General features: G+C 60.3%; 23 protein-coding genes. 10 read left to right on the top strand and 13 right to left on the bottom strand.

What is annotated here, in order from left to right; genetic code table 11:
- Window positions 1–3 precede the first annotated feature (3 nt).
- From fliL to fliF, 7 genes are all read right to left on the bottom strand, one after another.
- On the bottom strand, window positions 4–489 hold the full coding sequence (fliL, locus tag ACSBQS_RS10780; RefSeq protein WP_033643515.1) for a flagellar basal body-associated protein FliL: 486 nt from the start codon (window positions 487–489) through the stop codon (window positions 4–6).
- Between the two features lie 165 nt (window positions 490–654).
- Window positions 655–1884 (bottom strand): flagellar hook-length control protein FliK, encoded by a 1230-nt coding sequence (locus tag ACSBQS_RS10775; protein ID WP_197749511.1) that lies wholly within the window; start codon window positions 1882–1884, stop codon window positions 655–657.
- Entirely contained in the window at window positions 1881–2327 is a 447-nt protein-coding gene (fliJ, locus tag ACSBQS_RS10770) for a flagellar export protein FliJ (protein ID WP_033643513.1), read from the bottom strand. The genes ACSBQS_RS10775 and fliJ overlap by 4 nt, the downstream gene beginning before the upstream one ends.
- 20 nt (window positions 2328–2347) lie before the next feature.
- The gene (fliI, locus tag ACSBQS_RS10765) at window positions 2348–3709 is read right to left on the bottom strand and encodes a flagellar protein export ATPase FliI (RefSeq protein WP_004934781.1); all 1362 of its coding nucleotides are present in this window, start codon (window positions 3707–3709) and stop codon (window positions 2348–2350) included.
- Window positions 3709–4413: a flagellar assembly protein FliH gene (gene fliH / locus ACSBQS_RS10760; RefSeq protein ID WP_033643511.1), complete on the bottom strand. Its 705-nt coding sequence runs from the start codon at window positions 4411–4413 to the stop codon at window positions 3709–3711. The genes fliI and fliH overlap by 1 nt, the downstream gene beginning before the upstream one ends.
- Window positions 4406–5398 carry a flagellar motor switch protein FliG gene (gene fliG, locus ACSBQS_RS10755; RefSeq protein ID WP_004934775.1) on the bottom strand — a complete coding sequence of 331 codons (993 nt, stop codon included), beginning with the start codon at window positions 5396–5398 and terminating at the stop codon, window positions 4406–4408. The genes fliH and fliG overlap by 8 nt, the downstream gene beginning before the upstream one ends.
- On the bottom strand, window positions 5395–7089 hold the full coding sequence (fliF, locus tag ACSBQS_RS10750; protein ID WP_197749512.1) for a flagellar basal-body MS-ring/collar protein FliF: 1695 nt from the start codon (window positions 7087–7089) through the stop codon (window positions 5395–5397). Before fliF ends, fliG begins: the two co-directional genes overlap by 4 nt.
- 315 nt (window positions 7090–7404) lie before the next feature.
- Between fliF and fliE the strand changes: the two genes are divergently transcribed.
- Entirely contained in the window at window positions 7405–7719 is a 315-nt protein-coding gene (fliE, locus tag ACSBQS_RS10745; RefSeq protein WP_033643509.1) for a flagellar hook-basal body complex protein FliE, read from the top strand.
- A 79-nt stretch (window positions 7720–7798) separates the two neighbouring features.
- Window positions 7799–7999 (top strand): hypothetical protein, encoded by a 201-nt coding sequence (locus ACSBQS_RS10740; RefSeq protein ID WP_042784812.1) that lies wholly within the window; start codon window positions 7799–7801, stop codon window positions 7997–7999.
- 168 nt (window positions 8000–8167) lie between these two features.
- Here the strand turns inward: ACSBQS_RS10740 and ACSBQS_RS10735 are convergent, their stop codons facing one another.
- A complete protein-coding gene (locus ACSBQS_RS10735) occupies window positions 8168–8767 on the bottom strand; it encodes an FMN-dependent NADH-azoreductase (protein ID WP_042784811.1) in 600 nt (199 codons plus the stop codon).
- 129 nt (window positions 8768–8896) lie between these two features.
- On the opposite strand from ACSBQS_RS10735, the gene ACSBQS_RS10730 reads away from it, so the two are divergent.
- On the top strand, window positions 8897–9826 hold the full coding sequence (locus ACSBQS_RS10730) for a LysR family transcriptional regulator (RefSeq protein WP_147838063.1): 930 nt from the start codon (window positions 8897–8899) through the stop codon (window positions 9824–9826).
- A gap of 476 nt (window positions 9827–10302) precedes the next feature.
- Here the strand turns inward: ACSBQS_RS10730 and ACSBQS_RS10725 are convergent, their stop codons facing one another.
- The 4 genes from ACSBQS_RS10725 to fliD form a co-directional block, all read right to left on the bottom strand.
- Window positions 10303–11163 (bottom strand): helix-turn-helix transcriptional regulator, encoded by an 861-nt coding sequence (locus ACSBQS_RS10725; RefSeq protein ID WP_089197173.1) that lies wholly within the window; start codon window positions 11161–11163, stop codon window positions 10303–10305.
- 308 nt (window positions 11164–11471) lie between these two features.
- Window positions 11472–11840, bottom strand: a complete 369-nt coding sequence (gene fliT, locus ACSBQS_RS10720; protein WP_033643504.1) for a flagella biosynthesis regulatory protein FliT — start codon at window positions 11838–11840, stop codon at window positions 11472–11474.
- Window positions 11840–12250, bottom strand: a complete 411-nt coding sequence (gene fliS, locus ACSBQS_RS10715; protein ID WP_004934758.1) for a flagellar export chaperone FliS — start codon at window positions 12248–12250, stop codon at window positions 11840–11842. Before fliS ends, fliT begins: the two co-directional genes overlap by 1 nt.
- 26 nt (window positions 12251–12276) lie before the next feature.
- A complete protein-coding gene (gene fliD, locus ACSBQS_RS10710; RefSeq protein WP_197666102.1) occupies window positions 12277–13692 on the bottom strand; it encodes a flagellar filament capping protein FliD in 1416 nt (471 codons plus the stop codon).
- 281 nt (window positions 13693–13973) lie between these two features.
- Between fliD and ACSBQS_RS10705 the strand changes: the two genes are divergently transcribed.
- The 7 genes from ACSBQS_RS10705 (at window position 13974) to tcyN (ending at window position 20131) form a co-directional block, all read left to right on the top strand.
- Window positions 13974–15209, top strand: coding sequence for a FliC/FljB family flagellin (locus tag ACSBQS_RS10705; protein ID WP_197666103.1), 1236 nt, complete (start codon window positions 13974–13976; stop codon window positions 15207–15209).
- Between the two features lie 182 nt (window positions 15210–15391).
- A complete protein-coding gene (locus ACSBQS_RS10700) occupies window positions 15392–16114 on the top strand; it encodes an RNA polymerase sigma factor FliA (RefSeq protein WP_004934752.1) in 723 nt (240 codons plus the stop codon).
- A 56-nt stretch (window positions 16115–16170) separates the two neighbouring features.
- Window positions 16171–16680 carry a flagella biosynthesis regulatory protein FliZ gene (fliZ, locus tag ACSBQS_RS10695; RefSeq protein ID WP_033643501.1) on the top strand — a complete coding sequence of 170 codons (510 nt, stop codon included), beginning with the start codon at window positions 16171–16173 and terminating at the stop codon, window positions 16678–16680.
- Between the two features lie 124 nt (window positions 16681–16804).
- Complete coding sequence (locus tag ACSBQS_RS10690) at window positions 16805–17797, top strand: D-cysteine desulfhydrase (RefSeq protein WP_434990457.1); 993 nt, start codon at window positions 16805–16807, stop codon at window positions 17795–17797.
- A gap of 115 nt (window positions 17798–17912) precedes the next feature.
- Entirely contained in the window at window positions 17913–18713 is an 801-nt protein-coding gene (gene tcyJ, locus ACSBQS_RS10685) for a cystine ABC transporter substrate-binding protein (RefSeq protein ID WP_033650878.1), read from the top strand.
- On the top strand, window positions 18713–19375 hold the full coding sequence (gene tcyL / locus ACSBQS_RS10680) for a cystine ABC transporter permease (RefSeq protein WP_033643498.1): 663 nt from the start codon (window positions 18713–18715) through the stop codon (window positions 19373–19375). The genes tcyJ and tcyL overlap by 1 nt, the downstream gene beginning before the upstream one ends.
- A gap of 3 nt (window positions 19376–19378) precedes the next feature.
- A complete protein-coding gene (tcyN, locus tag ACSBQS_RS10675; RefSeq protein WP_033643496.1) occupies window positions 19379–20131 on the top strand; it encodes an L-cystine ABC transporter ATP-binding protein TcyN in 753 nt (250 codons plus the stop codon).
- 312 nt (window positions 20132–20443) lie between these two features.
- Here tcyN and putA read toward each other — a convergent pair whose 3' ends face one another.
- Window positions 20444–24415, bottom strand: coding sequence for a trifunctional transcriptional regulator/proline dehydrogenase/L-glutamate gamma-semialdehyde dehydrogenase (gene putA, locus ACSBQS_RS10670; RefSeq protein WP_046896608.1), 3972 nt, complete (start codon window positions 24413–24415; stop codon window positions 20444–20446).
- Window positions 24416–24504: the final 89 nt, after the last annotated feature.

Genomic DNA, 24504 nt, shown 5'->3' with positions numbered 1-24504 from the left:
TGATTACCGCAGTATGAAGGCGGTGAACAGCACGTCGCTGACCACCTGCTTCGGTTGTCCCTTAACCAGCGGCGGGCTGAGCACGTCCTTAATCTGCGCCACCAGCTGTTGCTTCCCTTGTTCATTGGCCAACTGACTCGCTTCCTGACGGGAAAGCAGCATCAGCAAGCGGCTGCGCACCTCCGGCAGAAAATCGTTCAGCTGACGGCGGGTACTTTCGTCCGGCAGGCGCAGCGTGAGGCCGATATACAGCACGCGATCCGGGTTGTTGTCCGGCGTCACCAGGTTGACGGTAAAGGTGTCGAGCGGCATGAACACCGGCGCGGCCGGCGGTTGCTGTTTGACGGCGGCCGGTTCGGCGCCGTTTTTATGCTGTTGCAGCAGCCACCAGCTGTAGCCCGCGGCGCCACAGGCGACGACGCTGATCAATACCAGCAGGATGACCAGAAGGGGGCGTTTCGGTGCTGCCGGAAGGGAGTTCTGAGACATAGCCAAATCTAATTCCTGTTGTTCCACCCGCGGCCTGCGTGGCGGCGGGCATAGCGCGCGGCAAAGCCGCACGCATGACATGTAAAGGTATTATCGCGTCTATCGCGGCGTGCAATAGCCTGAATAGACGCGCAAATGGGTGCCAGCTTGGGCGTTTGCGGCGGCTCAGGCGAAAATATCGACGCCGTTGACCGCGTTGGCCATGCGCTGCAACGCCACCGGCGCGCTGACGCCGTCCGCGGCCGCAGCCTCGCCGCCAGCGTGTTCAGCATAGCTGGAACGCCCCTGGCCATTGGAAGCCTGCTGCTGCGCCTGTTGCCATTGCGGGGTGGACTCGCCGCCCACGCTGCTCTGCCCCAGGTTGATGCCGCTCTCGGCCAGCGCGTGACGCAGCTGCGGCATCGCCGCTTCCACCGCCGCGCGCACCTGACCGTGGGCGGAGGCAATGTGCAATTGCGCCTGCTGATCGTCCAGTTTCAACGTGATCTGCAAGGCGCCCAGCTCCTGCGGGTGCAGGCGCAGCTCGGCGCTTTGCTGGCCGTTGCGGTGGAACATCAGCACCTGTTGGTTCAACGCCTGCTGCCATTCCGGGCTGCCCAGCTGCGCGTTTAACTGCGGCGCGGGCGGCGCCGTCACCAGCGCGCCGGCCGGGGCGGCCGTTTGCGTTGGGCTGGCGGCGGCCAGGGCGACGGCGTGATTGAGCGTCGTCGGCTGCTGCGTATCGCTCGCCGGCAGCGGTTGAGCGGCACTGGCGCGCTCGCCGCTGGTCGGTTGCGGGAGCGCCGCCGTGGCGCTATCGCCGTCCGGGGCCGGGGTTTTAGCGTTTGTCACCGTCGTGGCGGCTGACGCCGACGAGCGCGCGACGGTGTTATCACCGGCCGCCGCGATGTTCAGCAGGCCGTTGCCGGGCTGCAGCGCAGTCGCATCGTCAGCGTTTTCCACAGGCAGCGGCCGCTGGCCGTCGGCCGGTTGAGTCTGGGCGACGATCGCGGCCGGCAGCATGGCGTACAGCGCCTGCAGCGTCGCGGCATCCAGCTCTTTGGCCGCGGCGATCGGCGGCTGCGCCGGTTTATCGCCGGCGACGGGCGCATCGGCCTCGGGGCGTTCAGATGAAAGCGCATCGGCTGAGATTGCCGGGTTCTGCAGCAGGCCGCCGCGCTCGCCGAAGGCGGCCAGCAGTTGATTGAGCTGGTTGCGGCTCAGGGCCGGGGCGCGTTCATCGTCCGCGCTCAGCGCGACCGGCGGCTGTTTGCCATCGGCGGCGGGCGCGAAACGCGCGCCGAGCAGCTGGGCGAATGCCGTCGACAGTTGACTCTCATCCAGCGCCGACGTCAGTTCGGCCAGGCCGCCGGCATCGCCGGGTAAGGCCAGGCCGGGCAGGGCGTTCAGATTCATGGGTTGATATTCCTTTGTGCACTGCGTTGAGCGAACTCATCCATCAGTTTTTGATCCCGTTTATTCTCCTGCTGCTGCTCCGCATTTAAGGCGCGGGTATGCAGGGTCTCGAAAGCGTTCAACCGCTGTTGTTTGTCTTGCCATTGCTTCACCGCATGATCCACTTTCTGCCCCCACTGCAGCAGCTGCTGGCGGTGCTGGTCGATGGCCTGTTCCAGCGTGCCGATAAACTGCTGGTAGTTTTGCCAGCGTGAGCTGTCCATGCCGTCGCAGAGCGTATGATTCAGCTTCTGGCGGTATTCGTCCTGATAGTTGAGCAGCATCGACAGCTGTTGCTCCGCCGCCTGCTGCGCCTGCCGAACCTGGCCCAGCTGTTGCGCGGCTTGTTCCACCGCGTCCTGCGCCAGATCGCGCAGGGTAATCAGGGGTGACTGTGATTTCATCGCTCTGCGCCTCTGTGACGTTAAACAATCAACTGCTGCAGCTGTTGACAGGCTTCATCATAGCCGCTGCGTTCAAAGATGCCCTGTTGCAGGTACGCCTCCATCTGCGGGTACAGCGTCATCGCTTTGTCCAGCAACGGATCGCTGCCGGCCGCGTAGGCGCCGACGCTGATCAGATCGCGGTTGCGCTGATAGCTGGCCAGCATCTGTTTGAAGGTGCGAACCCGGCGATAATGCTCCTCGTCGATCAGCGATGTCATGGCGCGGCTGATTGACGCTTCGATGTCGATAGCCGGGTAGTGGCCGGCCTCCGCCAGGCGTCGGGACAGCACCACGTGGCCATCAAGGATGGCGCGCGCCGAGTCGGCGATCGGGTCTTGCTGATCGTCCCCCTCGGTCAACACGGTGTAGAAGGCGGTGATGGAACCGCCGCCGCTGATGCCGTTGCCTGCGCGTTCCACCAGCGCAGGCAGCTTGGCGAAGACCGAAGGCGGATAACCTTTGGTCGCCGGCGGTTCGCCGATGGCCAGGGCTATCTCACGCTGCGCCATGGCGTAGCGGGTGAGGGAATCCATGATCAGCAACACGTGTTGCCCGCGATCGCGGAAATCCTCGGCGATGCGGGTGGCGTAGGCCGCCCCCTGCATGCGCAGCAGCGGCGACACGTCCGCCGGCGCGGCGATCACCACCGAGCGCGCCCGGCCTTCGGCGCCGAGAATGTTCTCGATAAAGTCTTTGACCTCGCGGCCACGCTCGCCGATCAGGCCAACGACGATCACATCCGCCTGGGTATAACGGGCCATCATGCCGAGCAGCACGCTCTTGCCGACGCCGGAACCGGCGAACAGGCCCATGCGCTGGCCGCGACCGACGGTCAGCAGACCGTTGATGGTGCGCACTCCCACGTCCAGCACCTGCTCGATCGGCGTGCGCTGCAACGGGTTGAACGGCGCGGTGATCAGCGGCGCGCGGTAACCGGTTTCCGGCGACGGCAGGCCGTCTAGCGGTTTGGCGCTGCCGTCCAGCACGCGCCCCAGCAGCGCCGGGCCGAGCGGCAGCTGTTTGCCGGCGCTTTGGCCTTCCGGCGCGATGCGGGCGTAAACCCGCGCGCCCGGCACGATGCCTTCCACTTCTTCCAGCGGCATCAGGAACAGCCGCTGGCCGTTGAAGCCGACCACTTCGCTTTCCACTTCCTGCACTTCACCGGCGTCGTGCCGTTCGATGAGGCAGGTCGCCCCGAGCGGCAGCTGCAGCCCGGTGGCTTCCAGCACCAGCCCGGTGGCGCGGGTCAGGCGGCCGTAGCGGCGCACCGTCGGCGCGCGGGCGATGCGTTTTTCCAACGTATCCAGAGAGCTCAGCCAGCGGCCGAGACGCGCGGTCATCAGACTTCTCCCGGTGCCGCCAGGCGACACAGTTCATGCCAGCGCGTCGCCAGACTGGCGTCGAGATCGCCTTCTTCGGCGCTGACCTTGCAGCCGCCCGGGTGCAGTTCGCCGTCCGCCAGCAGGCGCCAGCCGTGCAGGCTGAGGGTAACCCCCAGCTGCTGCTCGACGCGGGGGTAGTCGTCCGGGTGGACCCGCAGCTGCGGTTTGCCGTTGAACATCGGCTCCTGCTGGATCAGCTGTTGGATTTGCGCGAGCAGGGCGGTGCCGTCGCACACCGGCGGTTGGCCCAGCACCTGTTTGGCGGCGGTCAACGCCAGCTGCATCAGCCGGGAAGCGATCACGCTGTCGAGCGCGTCCAGCGTGTGCTGGAATTCGGTGACCAACTGCTGCCAGTGGGCGGTCAGCGGCTGTTGCTGCTGCTGCGCTTCCAGCAGCCCTTGCTGACGGCCTTCTTCCAGACCGGACTGAAAACCGGCCTCATAGCCTTTTTGCTGGCCGTCGGCATAGCCCAACTGCTGGCCCTGTTGCTCGGCCTGCAGCCGCAGCGTCGCCAACTGCTGTTGCAATTCGGCCTGCGCGTCCGGCGACGGATCGCTGTGTTCGAGATCCGGCAGCGGCGGCAGTTCGAACGCCGGTTTCTGTTCGCCCAAATCGTTGAGCGACCAGGGCTGCCAGGGCAGGGTGTTAATGCGATCAGACATAGGTGTCCTCGCCGCCGCCGATGATCATTTCGCCGGTTTCCGCCAGGCGTCTCACCACCAACAGGATGGCTTTCTGCTCGTTCTCCACCTGCGACATGCGCACCGGGCCACGGTTGGCCAGATCGTCGCGCAGGATGTCGGCGGCGCGTTGCGACATGTTCTTGAGGAACTTCTCGCGCAGCGGCTGTTCGGCGCCTTTCAGCGCGATCAGCAGCGACTCGCCTTCCACTTCTTGCAGCAGGCGCTGGATGCTGCGATCGTCGACTTCCACCAGGTTTTCGAACAGGAACATCTCGTCGATGATCTTCTGCGCCAGCTCGCCGTCGTATTCGCGCATCGCGTCGATGACCGCTTCTTCCTGCTGGGTTTTCATCAGGTTGATGATCTCGGCGGCGGTGCGCACCCCGCCCATTTTGCTGCGTTTGAGGTTCTGACCGTCGAGCAGGTTGTTCAGCACCTCGGTCAGCTCCGCCAACGCCGCCGGCTGCACGCCGCCGAAGGTGGCGATACGCAGCATCACGTCGTTGCGCAGGCGTTCGTCGAACAGGGCCAGAATATCCGCCGCCTGGCCGCGTTTGAGGTGCACCAGAATGGTGGCGATGATCTGCGGGTGTTCGTCGCGGATCAGGTCGGCGGCGCTCTGCGGCTCCATAAAGTTGAGCGTTTCCATGCCGGTGGTGGTCTCGCGCGATTCGAGAATGTCTTCCAACAGGCTGGCGGCGCGCTCTTCGCCCAGCGCCTTGACCAGCACCGAACGCAGATAGTCGCTGGCGTTGACGCTCAGCGCCGCGTATTGCTCGGCGTCGTCTTCAAACTCGGTCAGTATTTCGCCGAGCTGTTTGTGCGACACCTGGCTCATGCCGGCCATGGTGCCGCTCAGCAGCTGTACTTCGCGCGAGGAGAGGTGCTTGAACACCTCCGCCGCGCGATCTTCACCCAGCGTCATCAGCAAGATGGCGCTTTTGTCGGTTCCGGTCAGGCTCATATCTCGTTACTCATCCATTGGCGGATTACCAGAGCGACCACGCGCGGGTCTTTGTCAGCCAGATCGCGGATCCGCTGGCTCTGGACTTCTGCGCTGACGCGCTGCTGCGATTTACGACGCTGCGCCAGCTCCTCGTTGCTCGGTTTGCTGCTGTCGACCGCTTTGGCGGCAGGCGCGTTGGCGGCGGCGATGGCGGCCTGTTGCGCCGCCTGGCGCTGTTGCAGCTGCGGCCGCACCAGTTTGCGCCACAGCAGCCAGGCAACCAGCAGCACCAGCAGATAGCGGCCCGCGTCGATCAGGCGATCGATAAACGACTGGCTTTGCCAGAACGGCAGTTCGCCACCGGTCACCTGAGCGTCGGTAAACGGCGTGTTGACCACGTTCAGGGTATCGCCACGGCTACTGGAGTAGCCCATCGCTTCACGCACCAGCGCTTCGATCTGCGCCAGCTGTTCTTTGCTCATCGGCTGCGGTTTGCCGTCTTTATCCGCGCCGAGGTAGTTGACCACCACGGCGACCGACAGACGCTGCACGGTGCCGGCTTTTTGCTGGGTATGGCGGATAGTGCGATCGAGCTCGTAGTTGGTGGTCGCGTCGCGACGGGTATTTTGCGGCACGCCGCTGGCCGCCGCGCTGCGGGTGGTCGCGGCGTTTTGCGCGGCGGCGTTGGCGTTATTGCCCGCCGCCGGCTTGGCGGTTTCAATCGGCGCCGTAGGCGGAGCGCTCGGTTGGTTGGACAGCGCGCCCGGCACGCCGCCGACCTGCGGCCCGCCGATCTGCTCGCTCAGGCTGGTTTGCTGTGAGCGGATGGCGGCTTTATCCGGCTGCTGGTTAGGTTGGTACTGTTCATCGGTTTGTTCGCGCGTGGCGAAGTCGATCTGCGCCGTGACCTGCGCACGCACGTTGGCGCTGCCGACCACCGGGGCGAGGATCGCTTCGATGCGGCGCTGGAAGCCGTTTTCGACTTCGTTGGCGTATTTCAGCTGCGAAGCATTGAGATCGCGCCCGGTGCCGTCGGACTGGGTCAGCAGGCGGCCGGCCTGATCGACCACGGTCACGTTGCCCGGCGGCAGACCGGCGACGCTGCTCGACACCATATAAACGATGGCGTTGATCTGGCCGTCGTCCAGCGCACGGCCGGGTTGCAGGGTCAGCGTTACCGAGGCGGAAGGGGATTTTTGTTCGCGCACGAACAGCGAAGGTTTAGGCAGCGCCAGGTGAACACGGGCGTTTTGCACCGGCCCCAGCGACTCGATAGTGCGCGACAGCTCGCCCTCGAGGGCGCGCTGATAGTTAATCTGCTCGCTGAACTGGCTGATGCCGAATTTTTCCTGATCCAGCAGTTCGAAGCCGACGGCGCCGCCTTTCGGCAGCCCCTGCTGCGCGAGGCGCAAACGGGTTTCATGCACCTTTTCCGCCGGGATCAGCAGCGCTGCGCCATTCTCGGCGAAGCGATAAGGGATATTCATCTGCGTCAGCTGGGTGACGATGGCGCCACCGTCGCGGTCGTTCAGATTGCTGTACAGCACGCGGTAGTCGGGGCTTTTCACCCACAACAGCAGTGCGACGACGATCGCGATCGCGGCGGAAGCGGCGACCAGCAAGGGAATTTTCGGGTTGGCGCGCAGACGGTTCCAGATGGCCTGTAGGCCGTTGTCGCGGCTTTCGCCGGCGGTTATCGAAGCACTCATTTTAGGTCTCGTCCTTCAATGGCGCTCACGATCCCGTACGGGCCGCTGAGCAGCTCCCTGCCAGGCTGATGAACGGTATGGTTAGCGTTGTGTGACAAAACAGACTCCCTGATACACATATCTTCTAAATAGCGGCGCTCCCATTTCTGGGCAGGCCATTATTCGCCTTATCAGACAATTCCGATTGCCCGATAAGCCGGGTTTTTTGCAGTTAATTAACCGCTTTAGGTCCGAAAACGCTGTGCTAGGGTGTGCATCATTGGAGAAGTACAGGGTGAAAACGTCACCCGGCGAGACGAGAGGATTGAGGACCAGATGGCGATTCAGGGCATTGAAGGGGTACTGCAGCAGATGCAGACCATGGCGGTTCAGGCCGGCAAGATGGGGCAAAATGCGGCGCCGCAGGGCGTCAGCTTCGCCAGCGAACTGACCGCGGCGCTCGGCAAGATCAGCGACACCCAGCAGACGGCGCGCAAACAGGCGCAGGACTTTGAGCTGGGCGTGCCGGGCATCAGCCTGAATGATGTGATGGTCGATCTGCAGAAATCGTCGGTGTCTTTGCAACTGGGCGTCCAGGTGCGCAACAAGCTGGTTGCGGCCTACCAGGACATCATGAATATGCCGGTGTGATGAACGTACCGTCCATTTTTCAGTGAAATTTGGCTCGGCGCTGTTAGCCTATGGCGATGGTTATAGGAGGGATAGGATAATGTGTAAATTGCTGTGCCTTGCTCTGGCCATGATGGCGTTGTCTGGATGCGCCGGCCAGAATGATGATTATTCATCGGCGCAAAAAATGGCGCCTCATCAGGATGCTGGCAAAGAGTGGAAGGCGTTTGTCGCGCCGCTGTCGGTGAAGACACAGTCGCCCGGCGAGCGTGAATTGAAACGCGCCGCCCGGCAATACTGAAGCCGTGACGCCAGTCGATGGACAAAAAAAGCCAGCTATCGAAATAGCTGGCTGAAGGTGCGATAAAACATTTATGTGATGTAGGAGCGCCGACGCACGTTCGAGGTGCGTCAACGCGAACATCATATTTGTTATGTTATAACAAATCAATGCTGCCGTGCGTTTGCCTCAGCCCGCTAACGCCACGATGCGCTGGTGGGCGCTTGCCAGCCCCTGGTCGCGGCCGTGCGGTTTCATGTCCAGCCCTTCGGCATAGATGAATTGCACGTCGCCGATCCCCATCAGCCCCAGCACCGAGCGCAGGTAGGGCGTTACGGCGTCGGTCGGATGCCCGGCGTGCATGCCGCCGCGTGAACTGAAGACCACCGCATTGACGCCTTCCACCAGCCCCACCGGGTAGGTGGCGGTATAGTTGAAGGTCATCCGGGCGCGGGCCACCAGATCGAACCAGTTTTTCAGCTGAGTCGGCACGTTGAGGTTGTACATCGGCGCCCCGATCAGCAACAGGTCGCTCTCTTTCAGTTCGGCAATCAGTTGATCGGAGAGCGCCACCGTGGCTTTGGCGCGCGGGCTGACATTTTCCGCACCACGCAGCGCGCTGAACAGCTCGCCGTCCAACACCGGTAGATCCAGCGCCGTCAGATCGTGTTCGACGATCCGATCGTTGTATCCTTTCGCTTTGCGCGCCGCCAGATAGCGGTCAATCAGGTTATTGGTCTGCGAGTCATTTCCCATAATGCTGGATTTGAGAGCCAGTATTTTTTTCATGCTGCTGTCCTCTGACGGTAATCTGTGGTTTTCACCGGGGACTCCGGAATGACTGCAGGTTATCATTGCTTAATGTTCACCAGTGGTGATAGGTTTTCACCTAATTGATTCCATATTGGCAACATTAAGATGAAAAGCGATCTGAGTGCGCTGCCGGCCTTTGTTGCCGTAGCGGAAGGCGGCAGTTTCGCCGCCGCCGCAGAGAAACTGCATCTGACGCGTTCTGCGGTCAGCAAAATCGTGTCGCGTCTGGAGGCGCGGCTGGGCGTGATGCTGTTTATGCGCACGACGCGCAGCCTGAGCCTGACGGACGAAGGCGCGCTGTACTATGAACACTGTCGACAGGCATTGGCGAACGTTCAGGCGGCGGAAAATCAGCTCGACAGCGGCAAGATGCAGGTCAGCGGCCGGCTCAGAGTCTCGGTGCCGGTGCTGTTCGGCCACCTGTGCATTGCGCCCTTGTTGACGGTGCTGGCGAACGAGCATCCGTTACTGACGCTGGAAATCTCATTCAGCGACCGCAGGATCGATCTCGTCGACGAGGGATTCGATCTGGCAGTGCGCATCGGCGAACTGGCGGACAGCGGCAGTTTGGTTGCCCGACGTCTGGGCGAACATGGCATGCTCCTGTGCGCGTCGCCCGACTACGTGCGGCGCTGCGGCGAGCCGAGCACGGTGGAAGCGTTAAGCCGGCATCAGGCGGTGGGGTATCTGCACGCCGGCGCCGTGCTGCCGTGGCAGCTGCGTGGCGAAAACGGTGAGCTGCAATCATTCAGCCCCCCGGCCAAGATGATGATGGATGATATGCAGGGGATCGTCGATGCGATATCCGCCGGTGCCGGCATTGCCTGGCTGCCGGAGTGGCTGGTGCGCGAGCGGCTGATGGCGGGGACGTTGGTGGAGATCATGCGCGGTGAGTCCAACCTCAGTTTCCCGGTCAACGTGGTGTGGCCCTATATGCCTTACCAGCCGCTCAAGGTGCGGCTGGCGGTGGACAAACTGGTGGCTGAGCTGCCCGCAAAATTGGCGCTTGTGCCGCCGCCGTTATCGCAGCGGTAATCACCGCGTCGCAACCGACAGGAAATGGGGGCAATGTCCCGAATAGAGGGGCGAACATTGTGCTGTCAGGCTTATTGAATGTGCCGGTGAGCGTTTATTATGGCCTTATTAGTAGGGTTATTATTCGAGGCAGGTCAATGAGCAGTAAAAGCGAATCCAGATGGCGCCTGATCAGTATTTTAATGCTGGCGGTGTTAGTCGCGTTAATTGGCGTGTTGGTCAAACTGGATTGAAGTCTGACCAGGCGATAAAAAACCTGGCCGTTTTATTGTGCGGCCAGTAAACGCATCATGTCTTCTTCATACAGTAAGGCTAACAGCCACACCCCCAACAACATTATTGCCAGAGAAAATAATCGCTTTTCATTGCGCATCGTTTAATTCGCTTTCGGCGGATGGACGTGGCTTAGCGTATCTCAGCGTTGTTACAACCGTTAGGGACTTGTGTTAAATAAAGCCATTTTGTTGCGCGTCTATTTATGTTTCTCCGGCGACCATCGCCTCAATGCCCTGAGAGCCGGGTTCCATAATCCTTTGGTGGCCGCGAATGGCGGTAGGCGCGAAACCGAAGCGTTTGCGAAAACGTTCGGCGAAACGCGACGCGCTTTCATAACCCACATGCTGCGCGATGGCGGAGATCGGCCAGTCGGTCGATTGCAGCAGGGCCAGCGCGCTGCTCATCCGGACGTCGATCATCAGGTTGCGCAACGCGGTGTTTTCCATCGACAGTTTGCGGCGCAACATCACTTCACTCATCGACAGGCTCTCCGCGACTTTGGCCGCCGTCCAAATGCTGTGCGGATCGGTCGCCAGGCAGCGACGCACGCGCTGCGTCAGATCCTTGGCTTCGTTGTGAATAAAGCGAATGCCGAATTGGGCCAGCCACAGCAGAATTTCCAGCATTTTGTGCCGCACGATGATGGTGGGAAAGCGTTGCCGCAGCGTCAGCGCCAGGCCGGTGGTTTCAAAACTGTGCTTTAGTGCGCAGGGCAGATTGCGCAGCGCCAGGACGGCATCGAACGGCATCGCCGCCGGCGTTTCCTCGGCCGGAGGTTGGACGGTGAGCAGCAGGGGATCGCAGGTCAGCAGTTGGCAACTGAATACGCCGTCTTCGGACGGGCCGTTAATAATGTCCACCGTTTGCCCGCCGTCGATAATCAACAGCTCGCCGGGATGAGCGACCACTTCGTGTTGTTGCCAGCGTACGCGCTTATGGCCTTGTTGTATCAGATACAGATGTGGTTGCTCAAAATAGACTGAAGGGAATAATAATTCAGTATACTGAATGATGTGCGCTGAGGCGCCAATTCCAGGACAGAGATTAATTGTACGTTCCATCGATATTCATTTCGCAGCCATTATCTGGGAATATCTTTACGCTTTGATCCGCGCTGGAGCAACATTTTTCCATGGGCCGTGAAACACAGCGGCGAGTTTTATCTATCAAAAATCAATTTCCTGATGAACAGAAAACGTCCGTGTCGGGATGATGTTTATCCATTAAAGTGAGAGCCAGGCTCGAAGCGCGCATTTTACCAATTACCCATAAACTGAATAATTCAAATGCCATAGATTAATATCCTAACGTAACCCGAGGGTAATAGCGCATAGTGCTATTTAATCCATTTTCGTCAGTATTGTCGATCTTATCGGACCTGTGGCTCTCCCAGCAGCAGCGCGCGGTCATGAAACTGGCCGTAGGTGTTGTTGACCACGTTTTGGCGCGTCGACTGTTCAATAAGCGTTTTCAGCTCATCCATCCGTTGCTGCAACAGACGTTTGAGCTCGGTTTCGTTGTCGAGGATCTGTTGCAGCTTATTGCGCAACATCTCCTGCAACGCCATGGACGGGCCGGCTTGCCCGGTAAAGGCGGCGGTTTTTTCCACCGCCGTCACGTAGGCGAATTCAAGCTCGACGAGCTCTTCCCAGCGCCCGGTTTGCGCCAGCGCAATCATCTGGCTGCTCAGGGTGTAAATTTGTTGATAAGCGGCTAACAGCTGCTGTTGACGTTCCATTACACGGCGTCCTGCGAAGGTTGGTAGTTGGGGCCGATCTGGCGCCAGGCATCGGCGATGTTTTCCAGCAGTTTGACCACCTCGGCAATCGCCGCTTCGTCGTTGTGCAGATTGGCCTGCATCAGGCGACGCTTCATATAGTCGTATAACGCCGCCAGGTTTTCGGCGATCTCGCCGCCCTGCTGAGGATCGAGGCCGCTTTTCAGGCCGTTGTCGATGATGTTGATGGCTTTGGAGAGCGCCATGCCTTTGCCGGCGATATCGCCCTGGTTCATCAGGATGCGTGCGCGAAGCAGGGCGCTGAGCGCCCCGTCGAACAACATCACGATTAACTGGTGCGGGCTGGCGCTCATGGCGCCGCTTTCCAGACTGACCTGTGCATAGGCCTGAGTGCCGCTACGGTTATACATGCTGTTTTCTTTACCTTGTTAAAGGGTTACTTTGCCGAGAATTGTTGCTGTAAGTAGTTACCCGTGCTGCTCAATTTGGACATCATGGTATCCAACTGAACGAACTGCTGCTTATAGCGATCGATAGTGTTTTGAATGCTGGCGGTGACCGTGGTGATCTGGCTGTTCAGGCGATCGAGGTTAGTGTTGATGCTTTTGGTCGAGTTCTCGATGATGCCGCCGGCTTTGATGTAATTTTGGATCTCGTTGTGGATCTCGGTGGCCATGCCGGTGTCTTTGCCGTTGCCGGCGAAGAAGTTGGCGACCTGCTCCGGTTTTTCGTCGATGGCTTTATTCAGCTTGGTGCTGTCGATTTCCAGTTTGCCGGTTTTGGTGTTGGTGGTGATGCCGAGGTTGCCCAGGCCTTTCAACTCCGGGTTGTCCTGTGCGGCGCTCAGGGCACTTTTGATCGAAGACTGAATACCGCGCAGGGTATTGTCGCCCAGCAGCGCACCGTTCTTGGCGTTCTGCGCTTCGCCAGGTTTGACCGGAGTGTATTTGGTCAGCGAATTGAAGGTGTCCAGCAGTGAGTTGTAGTTATCCACCCATTCTTTAATCTTGTCGGCGCTGCCGCTTTTATCGATACCGATCACCAGGTTTTGCGGTTCGCCGGCTTTGGTGGTGGTTTTCAGGTCGAGGGTGACACCCTGCAGGGCATCGGCGATCGAGTTGGTGCTGCGCTTGATTTTCGTCCCGTTGACGACAATTTCCGCATCCTGACCGGGCACGGTTTGCTTCATGGCTGTGCTGCCATCTTTAGGTGGCGTCTTTGGATCGTAGTTGAGGATGGCGCCCAACTTGTCGTCGTTGTTGACCTGTACCGCAATAGTGTTCTTTTCGCCGGGTGTGGTGGAGCTCAGTGCCAATTGGTAGTCGTTGTCGCCGACGCGCATGATGCTGGCGGTGACGCCGGATTTCGATTTATTGATGGCGTCGCGCATCTCGACCAGCGAGGTCTGATCGTCGCTGAGCGGGATTTTTGTTTCTTTTGGCGGGTTGCCGGCGGTGATGCTAATCGAACGATCGCTGCTGCCCGGATTACCCAACTTGGCCTGCTGGTCGGCGATTGGCGCCTGAGTGGTCAGCGTTTGCGGCTGTGCCAGTTTCAGCACTTCGATTGAATAGTTGCCCGGCACCGATTTGTCGGTGGTGGTCACGGTAAACTGATCGTGCTTGGTCGCGGTGGTGTTGTTGAAGAATTCCGGCTTAGCCAAGTCTTTGCTCAGATTGTCAAACTTCTCCAGCGAGCTTTTCAGCGTGCCGTAAGCGGTTAGTTGGGCGTTGTAGCTGGTTTGCTGGGTGGTATATGGCGTCAGGCGCTGTTGTTCCGCTTTGGTCAGCTTGTCCAGCAAACCGTTGAGGTCGAGTCCTGAGCCGATGCCTAATGAACTGATCGATGCCATTCGTGCTTCTCCTTGGTAATGACTTTATTCGCTTTACGCGTTATCGGCCCAGTGGCGAAAAAGTTTACCGAAAAAAATAAAAAACCGATGGCGCAATAGAAGAGGGAAAAACCGCGTTATTTTCGCCATTGCCGTAAACGCAAAAATTTTTAAAAAATTGCTAAAGGTTGTTAGGGGAGGGCCGATACCTGAGGGGACGGTGGTTGACGCCGTGGGCAAACAAGCCCGAACCTTTTAACTGTGTTGCGAAGAACGCAACTGACTCGTAAGGAAAGCAAACAATGGCACAAGTAATCAACACTAACAGCCTGTCGCTGATGGCGCAGAACAACCTGAACAAATCTCAGTCTTCTCTGGGCACTGCGATTGAGCGTCTGTCTTCCGGTCTGCGTATCAACAGCGCAAAAGACGATGCTGCGGGTCAGGCTATCTCCAACCGTTTCACTGCGAACATCAAAGGCCTGACTCAGGCTTCTCGCAACGCCAACGACGGTATCTCTCTGGCACAGACCACTGAAGGCGCGCTGAACGAAGTTAACGACAACCTGCAGAACATCCGTCGTCTGACCGTACAGTCTCAGAACGGTTCCAACTCTGCCAGCGACCTGCAGTCTATCCAGGACGAGATCTCTCAGCGTCTGTCTGAAATCAACCGCATCTCCGAGCAGACTGATTTCAACGGCGTGAAAGTATTGAGCGCAGATCAGAAACTGACCATCCAGGTTGGTGCAAACGACGGCGAAACCATCGATATCGAACTGAAAGACATCAACGCTAAAACTCTGGGCCTGGAAAAATTCAGCGTGGCCGATGGCATTGATAAAACCAAAGTAGCTGCAGCTGCACCTGCTACCGTGAAAACCGGCACCAGCGTGGCTATCAACACAGGCACCGTTAAGGCTGATGCTAAAGATATCACCGGCTACGAAAAAGTGGGTGACGATGTATTTGCTATCAACGCCGATGGTGACTACTACAAAGCAACTTTCGATAAAGCAACCGGCGACCTGAAATCCGTTGGCACCAAAGAAACCACCAAACCAACCGGCGGCACTGCGGTAACCAGCATTGAGAAAGAAGTGGCACCTACCGGCCCTGACGCAGCCAACCTGCGTTCTTACGACAATGGCAAATCTTATGTTATCCAGGAAGGCACCGGTGCCGATGCCAAATACTTCAAGGCGACCGTAGACGCAGCCGGTAAAGTGACCAAAGGCGCTGAGCAGTCCACCGAGCCAAAAACTGCCGACCCGCTGGCTACCCTGGACAAAGCGCTGTCTCAGGTTGACTCCCTGCGTTCTTCTCTGGGTGCGGTACAGAACCGTTTCGATTCTGTTATCAACAACCTGAACAGCACCGTGAACAACCTGTCCGCTTCTCAGTCCCGTATTCAGGATGCTGACTACGCGACCGAAGTGTCCAACATGAGCCGTGCCAACATCCTGCAACAGGCTGGCACCTCTGTTCTGGCACAGGCTAACCAGTCTACTCAGAACGTTCTGTCCCTGCTGCGTTAATCGTCTCTCCCGATTAACTGTCGCAAAGAAACCCCGCTTCGGCGGGGTTTTTTTATGCTCGCGCACCGCGCGGTTATTACATGGCGCAAATAAAGCCCGTTTTGTGCGACTGTTCAGCCGATTGGCATTTCGCCCCCTACGCATAATAGCGCTGACTCTCTTATCCGCAGGTTTAAGACATAGTGAGCGATCTGTATACCGCCGAAGGCGTGATGGACAAAAATTCTCTCTGGCTGCGCTACGTCCCGTTAGTGCGCCACGAGGCGCTGCGCCTGCAGGTCAGGTTGCCCGCCAGCGTGGAGCTTGACGACTTGCTGCAGGCCGGGGGAATCGGGTTATTGAACGCCGTTGAGCGTTATGACGCCCTACAGGGAACCGCCTTTACCACCTATGCGGTGCAGCGCATTCGCGGCGCGATGCTCGACGAGCTACGCAGCCGCGACTGGGTGCCGCGCAGCGTGCGGCGCCACGCGCGCGAGGTCGCGCAGGTGATGCGGCAACTGGAACAGCGTTATGGCCGGCCGGCGAGCGAGACGGAAGTGGCGCAGACGCTGAATATCTCGCTGGATGAGTACCGTCAAATTCTGTTGGACACCAATAACAGCCAGCTTTTCTCTTACGACGAATGGCGCGAGGAGCATGGCGAAAACGCGGAACCGATGCTGGAAGGGCATGAAGAGGCCAACCCGCTGCATCACCTGTTGGAAGGCAGCCTGCGCCAGCGAGTGATCGACGCCATCGAGGCGTTGCCGGAGCGCGAAAAAATGGTGCTGACGCTGTATTACCAGGAAGAGTTGAATCTCAAAGAGATCGGCGCCGTGCTGGACGTCGGGGAATCCCGCGTCAGTCAACTGCACAGTCAGGCGATCAAACGGCTGCGTGCGCGGCTGGCGAACGATACCTGACGGCGGGCTGCCGCCCCCTCAACTCGATGACTCATGCGACAATCGGACTGCCCCTTATGCCAGGAATACTGTTGAAGAAACGGCCGCTTAGCCGTTACCTGAAAGATTACAAGCACAGCCAGACCCATTGCTCCCAGTGCGGTAAATTGTTGGACCGCATGGCGCTGGTGTTTCGCGGCAAGATAATCAATAAAGAAGCCATCGCGCGCATGGACCAGCCGATCGACGATGCGGTCTGGCAAAACGTGCAGCATGAGCTGACCGCGCTGTGCCGCTTTTGCAGCGAGATTTCCTGCAACAGCCACCCGAGCTATTTCGACATCATGGCGTTCAAGCAATATCTGTTCGAACAGACCGAGATGAGCCACAGCACCATTCGCGAGTACGTGGTGCGGCTGCGCCGGCTGGACGAAATGCTGGTGGCGCGTAATTACCCGGCGGACAAGTTCGCCAACTGCGCCAGCCATCAGCGCATTATCGACGATCTGCCTACCGCGGCGCACAACAACTATCGCATTGCGCTGCGCAAATACGATCAGTATCTCGCCTGGCAGCGCAGCTACTGAGATTTTCCCCGGCCGCTGGGCCGGGGTCTGCGGATCCCCCCGTGATAAAGGATGATTATTCAGTTCACATCTGCTAAATCTATCGGTTATCAGATGTTGATACTCGATTCCCTGGGGGGAAGTAGTGAACCTGCAACAACAACTGGCGCAATTTCCGCGTCTGGATCTGGTTGGCGTCGCCACGCCGCTGGAAAAGCTGTCCCGTCTCTCCGATTATCTCGGCCGTGAAATCTACCTTAAACGTGACGATGTCACCCCTATGGCCATGGGCGGCAACAAGCTGAGAAAGCTTGAGTTTCTGGCTGCCGATGCGCTGAGGCAAGGCGCCGATACGCTGGTTACCGCCGGCGCCATTCAATCCAACCACGTGCGCCAGACTGCGGCGGTGGCGGCGAAACTGGGCCTGCACTGCGTCGCGCTGCTGGAAAACCCTATCGATACCCGCGCGGAAAACTACCTGACCAACGGCAACCGCCTGTTGCTCGGCTTGTTCAACGCCGAAGTGGTGATGTGCGAAGCGCTGCACGATCCGCAGCAGCAGCTGGCGGAGCTGGCGACGCGCCTCGAGGCGCAGGGCTTCCGGCCTTACGTGGTGCCGGTGGGCGGCTCCAATGCGCTGGGCGCGCTGGGATACGTGCAGTGCGCATTGGAAATCGCCGAACAGAGCCAACGCAGCAACGTGGCGTTCAGTTCGGTGGTGGTGGCGTCCGGCAGCGCAGGCACCCACGCCGGGCTGGCGGTGGGGCTGCAACAGCTGCTGCCCGAAACCGAGTTGATCGGCGTGACGGTCTCGCGCACCGTGATCGATCAGTTGCCGAAGGTGGAACAAATCCAGAAAGCCCTGGCCTGTTCGCTGAATATCGACGAACTGGCGCCGATCGCGCTGTGGGACGATTACTTCGCGCCGCAGTACGGCATGCCGAATGAAGAAGGTATGGCGGCGGTGCAGCTGCTGGCGCAGCAAGAGGGGGTATTGCTGGATCCGGTGTATACCGGCAAAGCGATGGCCGGTTTGATCGACGGCATCGTCCAGCGGCGTTTCCGCGACGAAGGGCCCATCCTGTTCGTTCACACCGGCGGTGCGCCGGCGCTGTTCGCCTACCATCCGCAGGTGTAAATGCCGCTTGTTATTCCATTTTGAACTATATTTATAAAGTTATATTCCTTTATGCGGGCGGTCGCACTGTTAAAGTGCTGATATCAAAAAAGATAAATAACACACAGGGGTGTTTATGATGTTTGCGAAAGTTCGTCGTCAATGGTTGTTGGGCGTGGTGGGTATTGCGTTGGCCGCCGGTGTGACGACGCAAACCTACGCCGCCGATAACCTGCTGCAGCAGGTGAAACAGCGCGGCACGCTGATCGTTGGGCTGGAAGGCACCTATCCGCCGTTCAGCTTCCAGGGTGAAGACGGCAAATTGACCGGTTTCGAAGTGGATTTCGCCAACGCGCTGGCGCAACATCTGGGCGTGAAAGCCAAGCTGAACCCGACCAAGTGGGACGGCATGCTGGCGTCGCTGGAGTCAAAACGCATCGACGTGGTGATCAACCAGGTGACAATCTCCGATGAGCGCAAGAAGAAATATGACTTCTCCACCCCTTACACCGTTTCCGGCATTCAGGCGCTGGTGAAAAAGGGCAACGAAGGCACGATCACCAAGCCGGAAGACCTGAAGGGCAAGAAGGTCGGCGTTGGCCTGGGCACCAACTATGAGCAATGGCTGCGTGCGAACGTGCAAGGTGTAGACGTGCGCACTTACGACGATGATCCGACCAAGTATCAGGATCTGCGCGTCGGCCGTATCAACGCCATTCTGGTGGACCGTCTGGCGGCGCTGGATCTGGTGAAGAAAACCGGCGATACGCTGGCGGTGGCCGGCCCGGCATTCTCCCGCCAGGAGTCCGGCGTGGCGCTGCGCAAGAATAACCCAGAGCTGCTGGCCGCGATTGACCAGGCGATCGCCGAGATGCAAAAAGACGGCACGCTGGCGAAGATCTCCGAGAAATGGTTTGGCGCGGACGTAACTAAATAATGCACGAAAGTATTCAACTGGCGCTGGATTCAGCGCCATTTTTATTGAAGGGCGCCATACTGACGCTCCAGCTTAGCCTGGGCGGCATGGCGTTCGGCCTGTTGCTTGGTTTTCTGCTGGCGCTGATGCGCCTTTCGCCGCTTTGGCCGCTGTCGTGGCTGTCGCGCATTTACGTATCGCTGTTCCGCGGCACGCCGCTGATCGCCCAGCTGTTTATGATCTATTACGGTCTGCCGCAGTTCGGCGTTGAATTCGATCCTTTCCCGGCGGCGCTGATTGGCCTGTCGCTCAATACCGCCGCTTACACCTCAGAAACGCTGCGCGCGGCGATTTCGTCGATCGATAAAGGGCAGTGGGAAGCCGCCGCCAGCATCGGCATGACCCGTTGGCAAACCCTGCGCCGGGTGATCTTGCCGCAGGCGGCGCGCACCGCCTTGCCGCCGCTGGGCAACAGTTTTATCGGCCTGGTGAAAGACACTTCGCTGGCCGCCACCATTCAGGTGCCGGAACTGTTCCGCCAGGCGCAGCTGATCACCTCGCGCACGCTGGAAGTGTTCACCATGTACCTGGCGGCATCGCTGATTTACTGGGTGATGGCGACCCTGCTTTCCGCACTGCAAAACCGTCTGGAAGCCCACGTTAATCGCCAGGATCAGGAGTAGCGCATGAGTGCCATTGAAGTTAAGCAATTGACCAAGCAGTTCAAAGGTCAGACGGTGCTGCATGGGATCGATCTGGCGGTGGACGCCGGCGAAGTGGTGGCGATCATCGGGCCGAGCGGTTCCGGGAAAACCACCTTGTTGCGCTGCATCAACCTGCTGGAGGAGCCGGATTCCGGCACCATCCGCGTCGGCGATATCCGGATCGACGGCAGCAAGCCGCTGAGCAAACAGAAAAATCAGGTGCGCGCGCTGCGTCAGCAGGTCGGTTTCGTGTTCCAGAACTTCAACCTGTTTCCGCACCGTTCGGTGCTGGAAAACATCATTGAAGGGCCGGTTATCGTTAAAGGCGAGGCGAAAGCCAGTGCCGAACAGCGTGCTCGCGCGTTGCTGGCCAAAGTGGGCCTGAGCGGCAAAGAGGCGGCTTATCCGCGTCGGCTGTCCGGCGGGCAGCAGCAGCGGGTGGCTATCGCGCGCGCGCTGGCGATGCAGCCGGAGGTGATTTTGTTCGACGAGCCGACGTCGGCGCTCGATCCCGAGCTGGTGGGGGAAGTGCTCAATACCATGCGCTCACTGGCGGAAGAGAAACGCACCATGGTGATCGTCACCCATGAGATGAGCTTCGCTCGCGACGTGGCCGATCGGGTTATCTTTATGGATCACGGCCGCATCGTCGAACAGGGCCCGGCCAAAGCGCTGTTCGCCAATCCGCAGCATCAGCGCACCCAGCAATTCCTCGACAAGTTCCGGAATCAATAAGGCGTCGGGGGCGTTTCCCCCGACCGCATTCACTCCGCTTTCAACCATTCGTTTCGCGCGGCGGCGGCGAGAAATCCGCTGCGGCTGCTGTATCCCAGATATTACCGAACCCGAAAGCCAATGCGTTTCGTAGCGCTCTGACGCGGCTTTCAAGCAGAGTAATCCATCGTCCATGAGCGACGCCCCACCCTGTAAGGATAACAAGACGCTAACGGCCGATCGGCCTGCGGACAATAAAAAACCCTGCACGAGTGCAGGGTTTGCCTAGCGGTAAGCCCATCAGGCTGCAACGCGTGCAGCCTTGAGGATGCGTTAACCGATGGTCATCAGGCTGGCGTTACCGCCGGCGGCGGCGGTGTTGACGCTCAGGGAACGTTCGATCAGCAGGCGTTCCAACAGGATGTTGGTTTCACCGTGGGCGAAGCCCTGCACCGAGACGATGGCGCCGCCGCGCTGGGCGATCTGCTCGCACAGGGTGCGCAGCTGGTCGGCATCGCCGTGGTAGATGGCGGCGTCGAACTCGACCTTGTCCTGCTGCCAGTCTTTGCTGAAGGCGATGCGCGCCTGCACATCGTTCGGCAAGCGGCGGAACAGATTGCGTTGCAGTTCCGCTTCCGGCCACAGCGCGCAGCTGCCAACCGCCAGCACGGCGGCCAGCTGGATCAGCGCGTCGGTTTCGTTATCCGCCAGGCACAGCACGCGTTCACGCGGCAGCAGGGCATAGGTGTTGCGCTCGCCGGTCGGGCCCGGCAGCGGACGTACGGTGCCGCCCTGGCCCAGTTCCGCATAACGTTGCGCCAATGCCGCCAGTTCGCCTTGTTGGCTGGTGACCGCCCACTTCTCCAGCGATTGCAGCGCGCCCAGCAGCTGCGGCCGCGCGGTAGCTTCCATCGGGCGCTCTTCGTCCTGGCGGTGCAGCGTACGTTGCAGCGCGTCGTCCGGACGGTTGGCCAGCAGACGGTACAGGTACAGCGGGCCGCCGGCTTTCGGGCCGGTGCCCGACAGGCCTTCGCCGCCGAACGGCTGTACGCCGACCACTGCGCCGACCATGTTGCGGTTAACGTACAGGTTGCCGACCTTGGCGCGTTCGGTCACCCGGGCGATGGTTTCATCGATACGGGTGTGAATGCCCAGCGTCAGGCCATAACCGGCGGCGTTGATCTGATCGACCAGCGCGTCCAGATTGTTGCGCTGGAAGCGCACCACGTGCAGCACCGGGCCGAAGATCTCTTTCTGCAGCTCGTCGAAGCTGTCGAGCTCGATCAGCGTCGGCTTGATGAAGGTGCCGCGCGCCCACTCTTTCTCATCCTGCGCGCTGCCTTTGGCGGCCTGGTATACCTTGCGGCCTTTGGCGCGCATCGCCTGGATGTGGCGTTCGATGCCGGTTTTGGCTTCGGCGTCGATCACCGGGCCCACGTCGGTGGACAGGCGTTCCGGGTTGCCCATGCGGCATTCGGCCATCGCGCCGCGCAGCATTTGCAGCGTGTGCTCGGCCACGTCTTCCTGAATGCACAGGATACGCAGCGCGGAGCAACGCTGCCCGGCGCTGTCGAAGGCGGAAGCCACCACGTCGGTCACCACCTGTTCGGTCAGGGCGGAGGAGTCGACGATCATGGCGTTCAGGCCGCCGGTTTCGGCGATCAGCGGCGTCGGACGGCCTTGCGGATCCAGACGACCGGCGATGCTGCGCTGCAGAATGCCGGCGACGTCGGTGGAGCCGGTAAACATCACGCCGCGGACGCGGGCGTCGTTAACCAGCGTTGAGCCGACGGTTTCACCCTGGCCCGGCAGCAGCTGCAGCACGCCTTGCGGAATGCCGGCTTCCAGCAGGATACGCACCGCCTGCGCGGCCACCAGCGGCGTTTGCTCGGCCGGTTTGGCCAGCACGCTGTTGCCCGCCGCCAGCGCGGCGGCGATTTGGCCGGTGAAGATCGCCAGCGGGAAGTTCCACGGGCTGATGCAGACCACCGGGCCCAGCGGGCGGTGGCTGTCGTTGGCGAAATCGTCGCGTACCTGGCCGGCGTAGTAGTGCAGAAAATCGACCGCTTCACGCACTTCGGCGATGGCGTTGTTGAAGGTTTTACCCGCTTCGCGCACCAGAATGCCCAGCAGGCTTTGCAGCTGGCTTTCCATCAGCTCGGCGGCGCGTTCGAGGATCGCGGCGCGCTCCGTCGGCGGTGTCGCGAACCAGATTGGGCCGGCGGCCGCGGCGGCGTCGAGCGCGCGGCTGACTTCGCCTTCGGTGGCTTCACGCACGTAGCCGACCACATCGCCCGGCTCGGCCGGGTTAATCACCGGCTGTTCGACGCCCTGATCCAACTCGGCGTCGATGATCGGTTCCGCGCGCCATGGATGGCTGGCGCTGGTGAGCAGGGCGCTGGACAGCGAAGCCAGACGCTGTTCGTTGGACAGATCCAGACCGCTGGAGTTGGTGCGCTTCTCGCCGTACAGCTCGCGCGGCAGCGGGATGCGCGGATGCGGCAGGCCAATTTGACCTTCGCTGGCCGCCAGCGCTTCCACGGCGCTGACCGGATCGGCCACCAGCTCGTCGAGTGGCAGGGTGGCGTCGGCGATGCGGTTGACGAACGAGGTATTGGCGCCGTTTTCCAACAGGCGGCGCACCAGGTAAGCCAGCAGCGTTTCATGGGTGCCGACCGGCGCGTAGATGCGGCAAGGGCGGTTCAGTTTGCCGTCGGCCACTTTGCCCACCACCTGTTCGTACAGCGGTTCACCCATGCCGTGCAGGCACTGGAACTCATACTGACCAGGGTAGTAGTTGTTGCCGGCCAGGTGATAAATGGCGCTCAGCGTATGGGCGTTGTGGGTCGCGAACTGCGGATAGATCAGGTTCGGCACCGACAGCAGCTTGCGGGCGCAGGCCAGATAGGAAACGTCGGTGTACACCTTGCGGGTGTATACCGGGTAGCCTTCCAGGCCGTCCATCTGGGCGCGTTTGATTTCGCTGTCCCAGTAGGCGCCTTTCACCAGACGTATCATCAGGCGACGGCGGCTGCGTTGCGCCATGTCGATCACTGCGTCGATGGCGAACGGACAACGTTTCTGGTAGGCCTGAATCACGAAGCCGATACCGTTCCAGCCGGCCAACTGCGGTTCGAAGCACAGCTTCTCGAGCAGATCGAGCGAGATCTCCAGACGGTCGGCCTCTTCGGCGTCGATATTGATGCCGATATCGTACTGGCGTGCCTGCAGGGTCAGCGACAGCAGGCGCGGGTAAAGCTCTTCCATCACGCGTTCGTACTGCGCGCGGCTGTAGCGCGGGTGCAGGGCGGACAGCTTGATGGAGATGCCGGGGCCTTCATAGATGCCGCGGCCGTTGGAGGCTTTGCCGATGGCGTGGATAGCCTGCTGATAGGAAACCAGGTAGGCCTGGGCGTCGGCTTCGGTCAGGGCGGCTTCCCCCAGCATGTCGTAGGAGTAGCGGAAGCCTTTTTCTTCCAGCTTGCGCGCGTTGGCCAGCGCTTCGGCGATGGTTTCGCCGGTCACGAACTGTTCGCCCATCAGGCGCATCGCCATGTCCACGCCTTTGCGGATCAGCGGCTCGCCGCTCTTGCTGATAATGCGGTTCAGCGAGCGGGACAGATTGGCTTCGTTATGGGTCGACACCAGCTTGCCGGTGAACAGCAGGCCCCAGGTGGCGGCGTTGACGAACAGCGACGGGCTGCGCCCCAGGTGCGAGTGCCAGTTGCCGTTGCTGATCTTGTCGCGGATCAGGGCATCGCGGGTCGGTTTGTCCGGAATGCGCAGCAGCGCTTCCGCCAGGCACATCAGCGCCACGCCTTCCTGCGAGGAGAGGGAGAACTCTTGCAGCAGGCCTTGCACCATGCCGGCGCGGCCGTTTGCACTTTTTTGGTTACGCAACTTCTCGGCGATGCCGTAGGCCATTTTATGAGTGGCCTGTGCAAGATCGGCGGGTAATCGCGCCTGTTCGAGCAACATCGGCACCGCTTCGGTCTCCGGGCGGCGATACGCGGCGGTGATGGCGGCGCGGGTCACCGACTGCGGCAGAATTTGTTCGGCGAAATCGAGGAATGGCTGGTGTGACTCTTCCTGCGCTTGCGGCATAATGTCGTCCGCTTCAGGCTGGCCCGCTGCGGCCAGCGCTGGAATTTCAGGAATATCGGTACCGCTCTCGAGACGCTCGAGGTAATTAAAGATGGCCTGCTTGATGAGCCAGTGCGGCGTGCGATCGATGCGCTGCGCGGCGCTCTTGATCCGGTCGCGTGTTGCCTCATCGAGTTTCACGCCCATTGTGGTAGTGCCCATGCCTGTCCAACTCCTGTGTTTAGAACCTATCCCATCAGGCTAGACAAACAGCAGGCCGGAAAGCCTGTTGGGATAGGTTCGTGAGATGT

Source organism: Serratia sp. H402Y (genome assembly GCF_051172415.1).
GTDB lineage: Bacteria > Pseudomonadota > Gammaproteobacteria > Enterobacterales > Enterobacteriaceae > Serratia > Serratia ureilytica.
Note: the sequence above shows the minus strand (reverse complement) of the source record. Positions and strands in the feature narration are given on the sequence as shown.